The organism is Candidatus Nucleicultrix amoebiphila FS5, assembly GCF_002117145.1.
GTDB lineage: Bacteria > Pseudomonadota > Alphaproteobacteria > Caedimonadales > Nucleicultricaceae > Nucleicultrix > Nucleicultrix amoebiphila.
Map to the genome: position 1 here is coordinate 639,659 of NZ_CP008743.1, position 16,387 is coordinate 656,045.

The 16,387-nt window shown below is 38.5% G+C and carries 12 protein-coding genes; 5 read left to right on the plus strand and 7 right to left on the minus strand.

Translation table 11 applies throughout. From position 1 onward, the window contains the following. Positions 1 to 25: 25 nt before the first annotated feature. The 6 genes from rocD to hemC are packed head-to-tail and all read right to left on the minus strand — an operon-like array spanning position 26 to position 6,014. Positions 26 to 1,246: an ornithine--oxo-acid transaminase gene (rocD, locus tag GQ61_RS03080; RefSeq protein ID WP_085783900.1), complete on the minus strand. Its 1,221-nt coding sequence runs from the start codon at positions 1,244 to 1,246 to the stop codon at positions 26 to 28. 19 nt (positions 1,247 to 1,265) lie between these two features. Beyond that, positions 1,266 to 2,165, minus strand: coding sequence for an arginase (locus tag GQ61_RS03085; RefSeq protein WP_085783901.1), 900 nt, complete (start codon positions 2,163 to 2,165; stop codon positions 1,266 to 1,268). Then, the gene (locus tag GQ61_RS03090) at positions 2,162 to 3,457 is read right to left on the minus strand and encodes a heme biosynthesis HemY N-terminal domain-containing protein (RefSeq protein WP_085783903.1); all 1,296 of its coding nucleotides are present in this window, start codon (positions 3,455 to 3,457) and stop codon (positions 2,162 to 2,164) included. Before GQ61_RS03090 ends, GQ61_RS03085 begins: the two co-directional genes overlap by 4 nt. Positions 3,458 to 3,459: 2 nt before the next feature. Next, complete coding sequence (locus GQ61_RS03095) at positions 3,460 to 4,371, minus strand: COG4223 family protein (protein WP_085783904.1); 912 nt, start codon at positions 4,369 to 4,371, stop codon at positions 3,460 to 3,462. A 3-nt stretch (positions 4,372 to 4,374) separates the two neighbouring features. Next, the gene (locus tag GQ61_RS03100) at positions 4,375 to 5,043 is read right to left on the minus strand and encodes a uroporphyrinogen-III synthase (RefSeq protein WP_157111127.1); all 669 of its coding nucleotides are present in this window, start codon (positions 5,041 to 5,043) and stop codon (positions 4,375 to 4,377) included. 35 nt (positions 5,044 to 5,078) lie between these two features. Then, the gene (gene hemC, locus GQ61_RS03105; protein ID WP_085783906.1) at positions 5,079 to 6,014 is read right to left on the minus strand and encodes a hydroxymethylbilane synthase; all 936 of its coding nucleotides are present in this window, start codon (positions 6,012 to 6,014) and stop codon (positions 5,079 to 5,081) included. A gap of 71 nt (positions 6,015 to 6,085) precedes the next feature. Between hemC and tsaD the strand changes: the two genes are divergently transcribed. Genes tsaD through GQ61_RS03130 form a run of 5 tightly spaced genes read left to right on the plus strand, consistent with a single transcriptional unit; the run spans position 6,086 to position 11,494 of the window. Next, the gene (gene tsaD, locus GQ61_RS03110) at positions 6,086 to 7,123 is read left to right on the plus strand and encodes a tRNA (adenosine(37)-N6)-threonylcarbamoyltransferase complex transferase subunit TsaD (protein WP_085783907.1); all 1,038 of its coding nucleotides are present in this window, start codon (positions 6,086 to 6,088) and stop codon (positions 7,121 to 7,123) included. Continuing rightward, the gene (locus GQ61_RS03115) at positions 7,093 to 8,112 is read left to right on the plus strand and encodes an NAD(P)H-dependent glycerol-3-phosphate dehydrogenase (RefSeq protein ID WP_157111128.1); all 1,020 of its coding nucleotides are present in this window, start codon (positions 7,093 to 7,095) and stop codon (positions 8,110 to 8,112) included. The genes tsaD and GQ61_RS03115 overlap by 31 nt, the downstream gene beginning before the upstream one ends. Before the next feature lie 9 nt (positions 8,113 to 8,121). Further along, positions 8,122 to 8,532, plus strand: coding sequence for an EVE domain-containing protein (locus tag GQ61_RS03120; protein WP_085783910.1), 411 nt, complete (start codon positions 8,122 to 8,124; stop codon positions 8,530 to 8,532). Further along, positions 8,529 to 9,512: an NAD-dependent epimerase/dehydratase family protein gene (locus GQ61_RS03125; RefSeq protein WP_085783911.1), complete on the plus strand. Its 984-nt coding sequence runs from the start codon at positions 8,529 to 8,531 to the stop codon at positions 9,510 to 9,512. The genes GQ61_RS03120 and GQ61_RS03125 overlap by 4 nt, the downstream gene beginning before the upstream one ends. Positions 9,513 to 9,514: 2 nt before the next feature. Next, positions 9,515 to 11,494: a polysaccharide biosynthesis protein gene (locus GQ61_RS03130; RefSeq protein WP_085783912.1), complete on the plus strand. Its 1,980-nt coding sequence runs from the start codon at positions 9,515 to 9,517 to the stop codon at positions 11,492 to 11,494. Between the two features lies 1 nt (position 11,495). On the opposite strand, the gene GQ61_RS03135 is transcribed toward GQ61_RS03130, so the two are convergent. Beyond that, positions 11,496 to 16,334, minus strand: a complete 4,839-nt coding sequence (locus tag GQ61_RS03135; RefSeq protein WP_085783914.1) for an NAD-glutamate dehydrogenase — start codon at positions 16,332 to 16,334, stop codon at positions 11,496 to 11,498. Positions 16,335 to 16,387: the final 53 nt, after the last annotated feature.

Consider the following 16,387-nt stretch of genomic DNA (forward strand, 5'->3'; position numbering starts at 1 on the left):
ATAAAACACACCCTTAAAAATGTTATTAAGAATTTTCAGGCTTATAATTTTCCAAAACCCAAACCAATTGTTCAATGCCCCACTCGATCTCACTTTGCTCTATGACTAAAGGAGGTGCAAAACGAATCACTGTCTCATGGGTTTCTTTTGAAAGAACTCCACGTTTCACTAACATTTCACAAATAGTACGCGCACGGGCTTTTTGCGGATCAATTTCAACCCCAGCCCAAAGTCCAATCCCCCTAACTTCTTTAATTAATGGACTTTTTAAGCCTTTTAAGCGGTTTAATAAATGAATCCCTAACTTAGCGCTCCGCTCTATTAAATGCTCTTCTTCTAAAATTGTCAGAGCTTCTAAACCAACAGCAGCGGCAAGAGCATTACCACCCCAAGTGGAACCATGACTTCCTGGAGTGAAGACATCCATGAGTTCTTTTTTTCCTACTAAAGCAGAAATAGGAAATACACCGCCTCCCAAAGCTTTTCCAATAGTCATACCATCAGGTTGAATATCCTCATAATTTGAAGCAAACCACTTTCCAGTGCGCCCTAACCCGCTTTGGATTTCATCAACAATCAATAACACGCGATTTTCACGGCAAATTTTTTCTACTTCTTTGAGCCATCCCAGGGATGGCACATATAAGCCACCTTCTCCTTGCACCGGTTCAACAAGAAAAGCACACGTGTTTGGTGTGATCGCCTCTTTTAAGGCTTTTGCATCACTATAAGGAATGGTTTTGAACCCTGGCATAAAAGGACCAAATCCTTTTTTATAACTAGGTTCGGAAGAAAAGCTAATAATCCCAGAAGTACGTCCATGGAAATTTCGTTCACACACAATAATTTCTGCTAAGTTTTCAGGAATTCTCTTTATTTGATATCCCCAACGACGAGCACCTTTAATAGCCGTTTCCACAGCCTCTGCACCAGAATTCATTGGTAAAGCTTGATCCATTTTACTAACAGAGCAAAGTTTTTCTAAAAATGGTCCCAAGACTTCCGTATAAAAAGCTCGAGAGGATAAACAAAGTTTTTGACTTTGCTCATGCAACACTTTCACCATACGTGGATGACAATGACCATGACTCACAGCAGAATATGCCGACAACATATCCAGATACTTTTTTCCTTCAACGTCATACATCCAGACACCATTAGCACGACTCATCACTACAGGCAGAGGAGAATAGTTATGAGCCGAAACTTGTTTTTCTTTATCAATGAGCTTCTCAGTGAGAGTCATCCTTATCTCCTCCTCTTTGTCAATCTCTTAAAAGTGAAATTATTATTTGTTCTATTAAATTACGAGTTTTATTGTTCTGATCAAGACTTGGATTGTATTCAGCAATCTCAAGGCCATAACATAGAGGATGATGTGTCAAAACTTTCAGCTCTTTTAAAACTTCAGTAGGATGTAATCCCCCTGGTTCACGACAACAAACTCCTGGTGCATATTGAGGATCGAAACCATCAAGATCGATACTAATACCAAATCCTTGTGTACCTAACGTTATTCTCTCAAAAATTTTTTTTACAACTTGTGGCAGACCCAAAACATTCACGTCATCAGTTTTAAAAATTAAAGTATTTTCTCGTCTTAAAAACTCAGCTTCTTCTGGTTCGTAGCTTCGTACTCCTAAATGTATGAGATTCTCTGACCGTATTATCTTTTTAAAACCACCGCTCTCGACGTAGTCTGAACGCCCATATCCTAAAAGAGCAGCCACAGGCATACCATGCATATTCTGTGAGGGAGTTGTTTCTATAGTGTGGGCATCCATATGTGCATCTAACCATAGCAATCCAAATTTTTCTGTAATTTGATAGTATCGAGTCACGCCACTCCAAGTTCCAACAGCAATTGAATGATCTCCCCCTAAAACAACTGGAAAATATCCAGCTCTTAAAGCTTTTTCCACTGTGTTAGCCAAACGATGATTAAAATCCACAACCCACTGCCAACGTTGCTCTATGGTTGGGCTAGCTTGAAAATCACTACCTTTAACAAGAGGGGTAACATGGTCCCACCAACAGGCAATAAAGCCCTCTTGTTGTAAATGCTCTAAAAGCTTAGATTCTTTTAAATGCTGAGGTCCCTGCTCAGTTTCAAATTTCTTAGCTCCCCATCCTAATGCTGCCCCAATCAGAGCTAGTTTTCTCAATTAGACACTCCTATCCAATTGATACGCCCCCAGGCCCAACAGTCTGGGCAGGACCCCAGCCAAGCATCTTGAGGTTTCAAACAAGATTCACAACGCCACATGGACGTTTGTGGTGCCATTGTTGCTTTTTGCAACCATTGCTCAGAACGATTTTTGTCATGATGTTCTTCTAGCTCTAAAGTTGCCAATAGCTTATATACTTCAGCTGTTGCGTTCTCTCGCTCTACAAGTTCCATGAGGAAAGAACGTGCTCTTCCCCATACCTTGGCATTTAAAGCATAGCGCCCACTTTCTAGAAAGCTTTGAGGATAATCAGGAGCAAAACTTACTAAACGTTGCACTTGCTTGAATTGCTCCATAGGATGCCCATCATTAAACGTTCTCAAATAGTATGGCACTAGATCTGGATGAGGCGTCTGAGGCCATATTTTTTCAATTAAATTTCGTACTTTTCGAGCTTTGCCTGCCTCAATAAGACGCGATGCATTGGCCAAAGCTACGGGCAGAAGATCGGGTCGTAACTGTAAAGCCTTTTCATAGAGATTATCAGCTTCATCTGACTTACCCTCCTCTTTAAATTTGTTAGCTTCACTTACATAAATAAAAGCTCTTTGTGACTCTGCTTCATCTTCTGAAATAATTTTTAAACGTAAAAGCGTCGGCATCATCATCAAAGCCTGATCAAATTTTTCTCGCATAAGTGAATGTTGGTAGATAAATTTGGCAATATAAGGCGATTGAGGGTAAATTTTATCTGCCTCAATGGCCAATTCCAAGGCTTTCTCTTCTTGATCCTGTTTTAACGCTAACTTGATCAGTCCTTTAAACCCTAAAAATTCAGTCTCTTTATAAAGACGTAGTTGATTAAAGGCTTCTGTCGCACCTTTAAAATCATTAGAATAATAGGCAGCGTTAGCTTTAAAAAATGTTTCCAAAGGCTTCTCAGACCAATGACTGCTAATGCCCTCTCCCTCTATCAATAACTTTTTTACATCTTCTGCTTCCAAAGATGACAAAGCATTATACAATGATTGTAAACCTCTACGCTGATGATGTGCGCCATACCGGCCTTTCAAAAACTGAGGAAAATGAAGGATTTTTTTTAGAAGCCCCAAGACACCCCATACACAAAAGAATCCAAGAGACAATATCAACAAAGCCACTGAAACTTGTGCTTCAACCTCATAACCCAACCACCTGATAACCAAAAACCCAGGATGATCTTGAAACCAAAACACCAATAAAGTCACAATGATGACTGTAATGATTAGGAATAAAAGTCTTTTAATCATGCTTATTTTCCCTGATTTGAATTTGTTGCGATTTCAGATACTGACTCAATTTTCCATTGGTTTGCAAGAACTTGAAGAGCTTCATCTACGCGTTGATAGCCTTCAGCATGGGTTATCCATGCTTGCATTTTAGGAGTTATAAAATCCTTTAATTGACTAAGCATCATAAGAGCAATTTTAACGTCCTTATCTTCGATAACGCTCTTTTCTATTTTCGCTAATTGTGCTTCTAAGCTTGTATCTGACTCATTAAAATCTGTCACTTTTCTAACGGTAATCAAGGACTTTAAACGCTGCCAAAGCTTGTGCATATATCCTTGCACTGAAGACACTTGACCTCTCCTGTGCATTTCATTCAGAGCCTCAGGCAGGCTTTCTTGAAGGAATTTTAATGAAGGTATGCCAAAGGATTCAAACTCTTTTAACTCTTCTACGGAACGCTGCCCGTCTAAGGTTAGTTTCAATCCATTCATGATCTTCAGCTCTTGAACATACGGCTTACCTGAATTTACTGCTTTCTTAAGCATCTTCAAAGAATTTTGATATGCATCTTCATTCTTGCGACTCTCAATAAAAAAAGTCTGCCAAGCTTCAAGCGAAGCTATCTTATTTTCAAGATGTGAAATAATCTCAGCACTTGTAGCAGTGCTAATCTGAGTTGTTTTTTCATTGAGACTTTTTACTTGCTCTGAAAGAACTTCAAGAGCACTATCAGCATTTCTAATCTTTTGATCGAAATTATTTATAGTCAACCTTAGCTCTTTTTCATAAAGATAATTTGTATACCCTAGATATCCAAAGCCCCCTATCAAAATAAGAAATCCTATAAAAAGCCATAGACCTTTTGATCTGGGAGATGATTTATTTTTCTCTGTTAATTTCTCAGGATTGGAATCGCTAACTTTCTCGCCCATAATCTAGCCCCTCAGAAGGTTTTTATAGTTTTTGAGTGCGCTTATCATACTTTCTTGAGCAGGGCTTTCCGCAACCACAATACTTTGCCAAGAATTTCTCTCAAGAACATCAGCTATAGACTGACTCGCACACCAAGCAACTAAATTTTTTAAACTTTTTTCATTAGCTTTTGTTAGTTTAACAAAAATTTCAGCAGTACGGGGAGAGAAAAAAACAACTCCTCCTAATTCTTTATTTTCAAGAGCTTTTACCACTGAATCGCTCAACTGATCACTTGTCTTCGCTAAATATGCAATAATGCGTTCGACCTGTATTGAATAAGGTTTTAAATGGTTAACAAAGTCATACCTAATTTCATTACTCGACAGATATACTAATCGAGCGCTTTGATTGATAAAATAATCAATAATAATATTAGCTAAAGAAGCTGCAGAATTTTGACCTACAAAAATAGTTGAAAATCCTTTGTCTTTAGCGTTTTTAGCGGTTATTTCTCCCACAACAAAAAGTGGAAGATTCTTAGGTACTAAGTCTAGAGAAGGATTTTCTAAAGCTCGAGCGCTCGTAACAATAATACCTTGAACGTTATCAAAGATCTTTAGAGGAATAGATTTATGCTCAATCTTCAGTAAAGGCTCTGGCACAACCTCAAAACCTTGATTTTCTAACATTTTAGACAAAAATTCCGTTTGTTCAAGTGGGCGCGTTATGAGGAGACGCAAGTCATCCAACCTTCCAAAATCGGTTTAAGTTGTTCTCCAATCTCAATTCCCATTTTTTCAGCATCTTCAAAGGAACCTTCTAAGATACGACGTTCAATCTTTTGACCATCAAGACTGATAATTAACGCTTCTAATATTAGTTTTTCCCCCTTAATCTCGGCAAAACCCGCAATAGGAGTATTACAAGTGCCAGAAACAGTCTTTGCAAACGCTCTCTCAGCTCTCACACATATTTCCGTAGGGTGATGGGTTAATCCTCGTAAGAAATTATATAATTCAATATTATTTTCTTGGCATTGAATGCCTATAACCCCTTGGGTCATAGCGGGAAGCATGATTTTGGGAGACAAAGTTTCCACAATAGTCTCTTGCAAACCCAAACGTCGAAGACCCGCAAGAGCCAAGAATGTACCATCCACTAAGCCTTCTCTGACTTTACGAAGACGTGTATCCACATTTCCTCGAAAGGATACAACATTTAAATCTGGTCTTCTATGCAAGGCCTGGAGCTTACGGCGCAAAGAAGACGTCCCTAAAATCGCTCCTTGGGGTAAATCATCAAATCGCACACCTGTTTTTGAAATAAATACGTCATGAGGATCTTCTCGAGGCAAAAAACACGGGAAAATTAGGCCCTCTGGCACAACTGAGGCCACATCTTTCATGGAATGAACAGCTAAATCGATCTCACCTTGTGACAAAGCTTCTTCTATTTCTTTAGTAAAAAGACCTTTTCCACCATATTCTTGTAGATTACCATTTTGGATGAGATCTCCCGAAGTCTTGAAAAGAACTATTTCAATCTCTAGAAAGTCTTGAAAATGATGATGTCCGTGGCTGTTCAAGAGATCTTTAACTAAATCAGCTTGACGTTGTGCTAAAATACTTGCGCGGCTGCCAAGACGTAATCGTTTACGCATTATTCTTGCGATCCAAAATTAGTGCCATTATTAATAGTCTCCATAGTACATATTATAAAGCTAATGTCATTATGAATGTTTTAGGAATCGAAACCAGCTGTGATGAAACCTCGGTGGCCGTTGTCACTGATGATCGAAAGATTTTAAGCAATATAGTTTCGTCACAGCTGAGTATTCATCAACCCTTTGGTGGCGTTGTGCCAGAAATCGCTGCAAGACGTCATCTTGAAAGTTTAGACTCTATTTTGGACAAAGCCCTTAAAGATGCGAAGTGCACCCTCAATGATATTGATGCAATCGCTGCCACCACGGGCCCAGGACTTATTGGAGGAGTAATGGTCGGTATGATGATGGGAAAAACCATTGCTGCTGTTCATAACCTGCCATTTTTAAGTATCAATCATTTAATGGGGCATGCTCTTACAGTGCGTCTTACAAATAATGTTGATTTTCCATTTCTCCTTCTGCTCGTTTCAGGAGGACACACTCAACTATTGGTAGCAAAAAGCCCCGTTGACTATGAACTCTTAGGCTCTTCACTGGATGACGCGGTTGGGGAAGCGTTTGACAAAACAGCTAAATTGCTTAATTTACCTTATCCTGGAGGCCCATCGATTGAAACGGCTGCACTAAATGGAAATGATCGATCTTATATTTTACCAAGACCCCTTTTGAAAAACTCTGATCCCACACTTAAATGCAGTTTTTCATTCTCTGGTCTAAAAACAGCTGTGCGTGAAATCGTCTTAAAACACTCTATAAATCCACAATTCATTTCAGATGTAGCCGCATGCTTCCAAAAAGCCATAGCCGATATCCTCATTAACCGAACTCATCATGCACTTGAGTTTTGTAAGGAGCGTTATCCAACTTTGAAAACTGTTGTTGTTGCAGGAGGAGTTGCAGCTAATCAACACTTGAGATCTCATCTTGAATCTCTATCTCATGAATTTTCTATAGACTTTATTGCGCCCCCTTTAAACTTGTGTACAGATAATGCAGCAGTCATTGCTTGGGCGGGCATCGAAAAATTAAAATTAGGGTTGAAAGATCCCTTGGATGTAAAAGCGAGACCACGGTGGCCGTTGACGGAGGTAAAACAATTATGACAACTGTAAGCGTTTTAGGAAACGGAGCTTGGGGAACGGCCTTGGCATTATCAGCTCTTAGGGCAGGGAGAAAGACATTGCTCTGGGGTCGTAATTCTCAGATAATGGAGAAAATGCAGACGTTACAGGAAAATACCCAATATTTACCTGGTCTTAAACTTGATCCTGGACTTCAATTTACTTCAGATCTTAACACCGCTATAGAAGCGGATATTATTCTCATTGTCACTCCAGCTCAGCAAATTAGAGAACTTATAACATCTGTAAAAAAGAACATTCCACAAAGCAGTTACATCGTTCTTTGTTCTAAGGGAATTGAAATTGAAACTGGTTTATTGATGAATGAATTACTTGAAGACCTTTTACCGAAAAGATCTATTGCCGTTTTGTCAGGTCCAACTTTTGCTAGAGAAGTTGCTTCTGGCAGTCCTACTGCAGCAACTCTTGCTGCATCTGAAATAACCACTAGTCGATGGTTAGCTATGAGCCTTCATAGTCAGAATTTTCGTCTGTATCCTTCCGATGATTTAACAGGCGTTGCACTGTCTGGAGCGCTAAAAAATGTTATTGCTATCGCTTCGGGCATAGCCACATCTCGCAATTTTGGCGAAAGCACACGTGCTACCTTAATAACACGAGGACTTGCTGAAATCACAAGATTGGGTAAAGTTAAAAATGCTCATCCAGAAACTTTTCTAGGGCTATCAGGCGTAGGAGACCTTATTCTTAGCTGTACCTCTACTCAATCACGCAACATGAGCTTTGGTATAAGGATTGGTGAATATGAACGCGCTTCCGAATCCCCTCAAAACACACACTTGACAGAAGGGGTTTACACAGCGAAAGCCATTAAACTTCTTAGCGAAAAATTGAAGGTCGAAATGCCTATTTGTACAGCTGTTTACAATATAATTTATGAAGACGCGCCTATCGAAGCAGAAATAAAATCTCTGCTTGCACGTTCTATGAAAAACGAAACTTATCTATAGGAGATACTTTTGGCTTTTTGGCTCATTAAATCTGAACCCTCTACTTGGTCATGGCAAGATCAAATCAAAAATGGCACTACTCATTGGGATGGGGTGCGCAACTTTCAAGCTGCAAAAAATCTGAAAACTATGCGTGTAGGAGACTCTTGTCTCTTTTATCATTCTGGTGAAGAACGACAAATCATGGGCCTTGTCAAAGTTATCAAAGAAGCACACCCTGATCCAAGCGATGAAACAGGACGATTTGTCATGATAGAGGTGGCCTTTGAAAAGAGCTTGACAGTCCCTGTCAAGCTCTCTGAAATCAAGAAAGATGAACGTTTAAAGGATTTAGGGCTCGTAAAGCAAGGACGTCTTTCTGTCATGCCCGTTGACCCAGTATCATGGCAAATTCTTTTGTCCATGGGTACCCTTAAATGATAAACATTTTAGTTACTGGAGCCACTGGTTTTGTTGGTAAGCGACTCATAGAAAAACTAATCAAAGATGGCTATCATAATATAACAGCTATAGTTCGTAACCCTAACAAACTTAGTTATCCAGTGAATTATATAACACTATCTTCCATTGATGGTACAACACAATGGCAATCGATTTTAAAAAATTATCAGGTTGTTATTCATCTTGCAGGTCAAACCCATGGAGTTAAAGATGGACGTTATCTTCCGCTTACTTATGATAATTTTTATACTTTAAATGTGGAAGGCACTCGGAATCTGGCAGAAGCTTCCCAAAAAGCAGGTGTTGAACATTTCATTTATTTAAGTTCCATCAAAGCACAAGGTGAATTTACAACCCCTGGCGAAGCATTGTGTGAAGATGGTCAATCAAGTCCTCTAGATGATTACGGTAAAACTAAATTTCTTGCTGAACAAGCTCTCATCAAAACCTCTAAAGGTTCAAAAATGAGCTATACGATTTTAAGACCTCCGCTTATATATGGACCGGGCGTTAAAGGAAACTTTAGATCTCTCCTTAAAATTGCAACTTCTTCCTGGCCTTTACCTTTTGCACATATCAACAATCTGCGCAGCTTCATTTATGTGGATAATCTTATTGATGCAATAACGCAATGTATTAAAAATAAAAAGGCCAGAAATCAGACTTTTTTAATTCAAGATTTAACCGTTTCCACAAGTGATTTAGTTTCAATTATTCGTCAAAACATTGGTCGTAAACCAATGCTTTTTAAATTACCTTATGTTTTTTTAACAAAATTTTTTTCCCTTCTAGGACGAAAAGGTATTATTGACAGGGTCTATGGAAGTCTAGAAGTAAATGATAATAAAATACGACAATCTTTGCATTGGCGCCCACTAGTCAATGCAGAAGAGGGTTTAAAAATTACCACAACATGGTATTGTCGAACTATCTCTAAACATACTTGCACAAGAGGATAAATGTGAGCAGGAAAAAGATAAATTATTCCTTTAAAAAAGCTTTTGATAAAAAAATGCTCTCAGTTGTAAAATCAATTCGATCGGCAGACTATTTGAGCATCTTTAATCGTAGTTTTATTGCTTTGCTACACGATATTTTAGCCTCTCTTATCGTAATTCCTTTTGCTTTGTGGTTACGAGTTGGCGATGATATTGTCAGCTATCCTCCTAGTTTTATTCTTAAGCACACTATTGTTTTTGGTCTCATTGCCACAGCAATTTTTTTGTGGAGTCAAATCTATAGAGGCGTCTGGCGTTATGTGTCTTTAAAAGAACTTTCCGCAATTACAATAGCAGTGGCCTTTACTGTTGTTTTCTACACCCCACTTATGCTGATTATGACTCACCCCGTAAGCATGCCAAGATCTGTCATTGTAATTGCTTGCTTTCTTATGTTGGGATTTTTAGGAGGATCACGTTTCGCTTATCGAGTTTTTCGTAACCGTTGGGAAACCAGTGAAAAAGAAAACCTTTCTGCCACACCTCAGGCGCGGGTTTTACTAGTTGGAGTCAATAACCAGACAGAAATGTTTATTCGTGAAGTCGAAAATAATGCAAAGAAACTCTATGAAATTGTTGGCATCATTGATGAGAAAAAAGCTGACGTAGGTAGATATGTCCATGGCATTGAGGTTATGGGAACTCTTGATGATATTCCTGAAGTCGTGACACATCTTGATAGTCAAGGCTCTCATCCTCATCATTTGATAATTACTGATCCTCATTTTAAAGGTAAAAAATTACAAAAACTTTTGCAGGATTGTGATGATTTGCGAGTAGATCTTGCACGTCTTCCTAAATTGACTGACTTCAATAAACCTACAGGAAGCCATCATATTGATATTAAACCCATCTCTGTAGAAGATCTTCTAGGTCGTCAACAAGTTTCGCTTGACCGAAAAGCCATGCGTACTTTTATCGAAAAGCGTCGTATTCTTATTACTGGTGCAGGAGGAAGTATTGGGAGTGAACTGATACGTCAACTAGCAGAATTCAAACCATCTCACGTGACTTTAATTGATAATTCAGAATTTTTGCTCTACTCGATCAACCTAGAATTTCAGGAAAAGTTTCATCATATTTCTTCTAAATCTGTCCTCGCTGATGTTTCTGATGCGGTACGTATCTTCAAAATTATCGGAGAAGAAAAACCAGATGTTATTTTCCATGCAGCTGCTCTAAAACATGTTCCCATTGCTGAAGAAAATCCAAATGAGACTATTTTGACCAACATCGTGGGAACTCGCAATGTAGCTGAAGCGGCACGTCATTTTAAAGTAAAAGCTATGGTCTTTATTTCCACCGATAAAGCTGTTAACCCTTCTAGCATTATGGGAGCTAGCAAACGTCTTTCAGAGTGTCTATGTCAATCACTCGATAGCCTCAACACGAAAACCGTTTCAACTCGTTTTATCATTACGCGATTTGGTAATGTGTTAGGTTCAACTGGATCAGTTGTTCCTCTTTTTAAGCGTCAATTAGAAAGAGGAGGACCTCTCACTGTTACTGACCCACGTGTCACCCGCTACTTTATGACCATTCACGAAGCAGTCGAATTAATTCTACAAGCTGCCGTCCTTGGTTACAAATCCAATAAATCTACAGGACAAATTTTTGTATTAGATATGGGAGAATCAATTAATATTGCTGATCTTGCAAAACAAATGATTAGACTTGTTGGTCTTAAACCAGATGAAGATATTAGCATTCACTACACGGGGTTACGTCCAGGTGAAAAACTTCATGAAGAATTATTCTTTAAAAACGAAAATCTTCAATCAACAGCTTGTGAAACTATTATGATGGCTACGACACAAATCAATGATCCAAAGCATTTACTAACGGCAATAGACAAACTAGAAAACTTAGCGCGTCAACGTCTCACCGATAAAGCAATAAAAGCGCTTCAGTTGCTAGTGCCTGAATACAAAAAGGTTTCTTAGGCTAACCGCCACAAAGCTGCCTTAATTCACGAGCCACAACCGTAATAAGAGAAAAATCTCCCAAACCATGGAGTTTGGCTTCGTTGAGCACTTGGTCAACACGTTCAACATCTCTTGAATAAGTATGAATCCAGTTTTCAAGCAACGTTGTCATAGATAATTTCTCAAGAGTCTTGGATCTTCTCATATAACTGAGAATACTCATCACCATATTGTTTTGATAAATATAAAGGTCTTCTTGCAGACCTGCAGCTGCCCAACGATGCCAGAAAGAACTTGAAGAAAGATTATCAATGCTTAAACGCAGTTGATTAAATCCAAATCGATTGCCAACCATAAAGTATAAACTGGCTACGTTCTGCACTGTACTACCTGTTTCAGTGGCAATGAGAATTATATCTGGAGAAGAAGCAGCAATTTTCAAAATCGAGAGTCGTTGAGCAAAATCATAATCAAGGCCATCTGTAATATAAGCATTTATAGAGGCTGCAAGAGCACCATAGCCTTCATCATCTAGACAATTGGCTAGTCCAGAAAGAAACGATTCAACACCCACACGTAAAATACTTGAGGTTTCGCTTATCGATTCAATTTTATTTTGATAGCGTAACAACCACAATGTGGTTCTTTTCACAATCTTTAAAATATCCATCATAGAACGCAACTGAACAGACGCTTGAACTTTATTATCTAAATTTTCAATTTCATGCCAAAAAGAATTTAAATCAAAAACGCTTATAATTACAAAACACGCACGTACTACTTCTGAAAAATCACACCCACTCTTTTCCTGAGCCTCATGTAAAAAAGCTAAGCCTAGGCGATTAATTAGTTCATTGGTTGCAATGGTAGCAACAATTTCACGTCTTAAAGGATGATGTAAAATTTCTTTACGATAGTTTTGACGCAATGGCTCAGGAAAATAATTAACCACAGCACTTTCAAAATAAAAATCTTCAGGAACATTACTGGCTAGAATCTGATCATAGGTGTAAATTTTACTGTAAGCCATCAAAACAGCCAACTCAGGCCTACTAAGTCCACGTTGAGAGGCAATATACTCCTGCAAAGTATTATCATCAGGAAGAAATTCCAACGCTCGATTGAGTTTTCCATGTTTTTCAAGGCTGTTCATCACTTTAATTTGATGATCCAAATTCTGAACCCCCATTTCACGTAACAAGCTTAGTGCTTGAGTTTGCATATAGTTGTCACGCAAAACAAGCTCCCCAACCTCGTCGGTCATTGTCTCTAAAAGTTTATTACGTTCTTTTAGATTAAGAGTCCCTTCTTTCATAATACCATTGAGAAGAATTTTGATATTTACTTCATGATCTGAACAATCAACACCAGCAGAGTTATCAATCGCATCAGTATTGATGTGGCCACCTAAGTTAGCAAACTCTATACGACCTAATTGAGTTACACCTAGGTTAGCTCCTTCACCTACAACTTTGACGTGGATATCACGCGCATTAACTCTAATAGAATCGTTGGTACGATCGCCAACATCAGCATTGCTTTCTCTTGAAGATTTAATAAAAGTCCCTATACCCCCCAACCAAAGAAGATCAGCTGGATACTTTAAAATTTCTTGAATAAGTCGATTGGGAGTAATTTTCTCTTGTCCCCACCCCAGAAGATTTCTAATTTCAGGCGTCAGAATAATTTCTTTTGAAGTACGTTCAAAAATAGCCCCTCCTTTTGACAGAATTTTTTTGTCATAATCCATCCAACTTGAACGAGGTAAATTAAAGAGTCTTTGACGTTCTTTAAAACTTGTAACGAGATCTGGATCTGGATCAATAAAGATGTGACGATGATCAATACCGAACAACAACTTCAAGTGCTTCGATAGCAACATTCCATTTCCAAAGACATCTCCTGACATGTCGCCAATACCAATCACGGTAATTGAAGTCTTTGTGATATCGATGTTCATCTCTTTAAAGTGACGTTTGACTGATTCCCAAGCACCCCGGGCAGTAATAGCCATCTTTTTATGGTCATAACCTGCAGATCCTCCTGACGCAAAAGCATCATCGAGCCAAAACTTGTAATCCTTAGAAACTCCGTTAGCGTAGTCAGAAAAAGTTGCTGTTCCTTTATCGGCTGCAACAACCAAATAGGGATCATCTTCATCCCAACGCACTACATCTTTAGGCGCAATGATTTTCCCTCCCACCAAATTATCCGTGATGTCCAAAAGACCACACATCATACCTCGATAACATTCAATGCCTTCGGCCATTATCTCATCACGTGTTGATCCCTTAAGATCACGCTTCAACACAAAACCACCCTTTGAACCAACAGGGACAATAACTGTGTTTTTAACCATCTGAGCCTTGATCAAACCTAAAATTTCAGTGCGGAAATCTTCCAAACGATCAGACCAACGAATCCCCCCACGTGCTACTTTCCCTCCCCTCAAATGCACCGCTTCAAAACGCGGAGAATAAACAAAAATCTCAAACATTGGTTTAGGAAGTGGCATTTCATCAATTTTTGAACATAAAAATTTGATTGAAAAGTATGGCTTGACCGATCCATCAGCAGTACGTTGATAATAATTAGTTCTGACAGATGCTTGAATCAAATTCAGATATCCTCTTAAAATTCGATCTTCATCAATACTCACAACTTGATCCAAATCTTTATTGATTTTTGCAATCAATTTAGAGTCTTCAGTTTTAATTTTAGGATCAAATTTTCTCTCAAAAAGTTGAACAAGAGAAGATATTATTTCAGGATTTTTAACTAAGGTCGTCTCAATGTATTCTTTACTGAAAGGCAGTTGAAGTTGTCGTAAGTACTTAGCATAAGCTCTCAGCAACATGCATTGACGCACATCCAATTGAGCGCGCAAAACAAGTTTGTTAAAACCATCATTTTCAATTTCTTGTTCCCAGACTTTATTAAGAGCTTCTAAGAATTTTTGGCTAACAACCTTGATATCAATGAGTCTATTATCTTTACTTTCTGCTTCAAAGTCATGTATCCAAATCTCTGTCACTTGGTCACTAGCTTTTACTTTAAAAGGAATTTCACTAATCACTCTGAGATTTAAATTTTCTAAAACAGGCAGAATATCAGACAGATGTATAGGTGTTTTGTAATTATATATCTTTAACTTGATGGAAGAATTATTGGATGTCTCGTCTGCAGTTAAACGTGCATAACGCTTTTGGCTTTTCAACACCTTTTCAATTTCAATGATATCAAGAACTGCAGTAGAGCCTTTAAAACGTTCCTGATATCCACGTCCAAAAGCATCTCGATAACGTCGATAGTAAACAGCACTCTCAGTTTCTGAAAAAACTTCATTGAGGCTTACACGTAAGTCATCTTTCCACAGTCTAGCAGCATTGATAAGTTTTTGTTCAATAGCTTCATAAGAAGCGTTTTCATTAATTCCATCTTTTAAAGTAACAGTATAATGCACACGTGCAAAATCAAGAGCGCCATATTGTGCTTTATAAGCGCTTACCTCACCTTTTAGTTCTTGTGCTAAAATATTGCCCATTTCATCACACAGAGCAGTATCGAATCGCTCTCTGGGAATATAAACTAAGCAGGACAAAAAGCGGTTAAATTGATCTTGACGAACAAAAAGAGCAACTCTCGGACGCTGTTGTAGACGTAAAACTGCTAATCCAATTTCTGAAAGTTCAGGAACCGTTGCTTGAAAAAGTTCATCTCGAGGCAAGGAATCCAAAATATGAATAAGACCTTTGCCGTCATGCCAATGGGAGGAAAGATTCGAGTACTCCAAAATCTGGATGATCTTACGGCGTAATAATGGTATATCACGGGCACTGCTGTCGTAAGCAACAGATGTAAATAATCCCACAAAAATGTGTATCCCTATAACCTGGCCCCTCGCATTAAAGCGCTTCACCCAAACGGAATCCATAGGAACTGCACGATGAACATTGGAAATTTTTGATGTTTTATTGATGGCAATGGGGACTGGTTCATAGATATAACGCCTCGCCAAAGAATTAAATGTAATCCCCTCATAAAGAACGCTCAGGTTATGAAGTTTTTTTTCTTTAAGAACACCTAATGTATCTGTTGTCGACGGCTCCTTTAAAAGTTTTCCAGAAGACGTCACCAAATCATATTTACAATAACCGAGAAAAGTAAAATGGTCATCTTTAATCCATTTGAGAAATTCAAGAACTTCTTCTGTTTGATCTGCTTTAAGAACCCTAGAAACCCCTGCCAAATCTTGCACTGCAACATCTATTTTTTGTCGCATCTCTGCCCAATCACTCGTGGCGCGACGAACTTCTGTGTAAATTTCAGGAAGCTTATTCTTTAAAACGTCGATTAAATCAGATGTAATACCCTCTGTTATTTCACAATGGATAATGGATTCAGACGTTCCTTTTTCTTTAGACCCATTAGATCTTTCTAAGAACAGAAGATGTCCACTTTTATCGCGCTTCACAAGGTATACGGGATGCAAAACAAGACGAGGACGAATGCCTTCACGTCCTAATACTTGAATCAAAGAATCCACCAAAAAAGGCATATCATCGTTCACAAAGTCGATGATAACACGTTCTGCAACAGCGGATTTTCCCTTAGGCTTCCAATGATAGACTTCAAATTTTTCTTTGCTTTTTGGTCTCACTGCAATCAATTTCCAAAGTCGGCTGAGTCCCTCAACGACTTCTTCAACTTTAAGTTTACTCCACTCCGTAGGAGGGGAATGTTCGAAAAGATTCTCTATAAAGTGGGTAATATTTTGCTTATGATCTTTGCCAAATTCAGCAACGAGTACACTCACAGCCTTTTCAAGGAGGCCTTGTTTTGTTTGGCCTTGCGTCATTAATATCTCATTATACTCTAGTTCTTACTTTTAAAAGACATATTATAGACAAA

Excerpts from the sequence above, each read along its gene's own strand:
- GQ61_RS03135 (WP_085783914.1), bottom strand. The coding sequence starts at position 16,334 with ATGACGCAAGGCCAAACAAAACAAGGCCTCCTTGAAAAGGCTGTGAGT.
- GQ61_RS03095 (WP_085783904.1), bottom strand. The coding sequence starts at position 4,371 with ATGGGCGAGAAAGTTAGCGATTCCAATCCTGAGAAATTAACAGAGAAA.
- GQ61_RS03125 (WP_085783911.1), top strand. The coding sequence starts at position 8,529 with ATGATAAACATTTTAGTTACTGGAGCCACTGGTTTTGTTGGTAAGCGA.
- hemC (WP_085783906.1), bottom strand. The coding sequence starts at position 6,014 with ATGCGTAAACGATTACGTCTTGGCAGCCGCGCAAGTATTTTAGCACAA.
- tsaD (WP_085783907.1), top strand. The coding sequence starts at position 6,086 with ATGAATGTTTTAGGAATCGAAACCAGCTGTGATGAAACCTCGGTGGCC.
- GQ61_RS03100 (WP_157111127.1), bottom strand. The coding sequence starts at position 5,043 with ATGTTAGAAAATCAAGGTTTTGAGGTTGTGCCAGAGCCTTTACTGAAG.
- GQ61_RS03090 (WP_085783903.1), bottom strand. The coding sequence starts at position 3,457 with ATGATTAAAAGACTTTTATTCCTAATCATTACAGTCATCATTGTGACT.
- rocD (WP_085783900.1), bottom strand. The coding sequence starts at position 1,246 with ATGACTCTCACTGAGAAGCTCATTGATAAAGAAAAACAAGTTTCGGCT.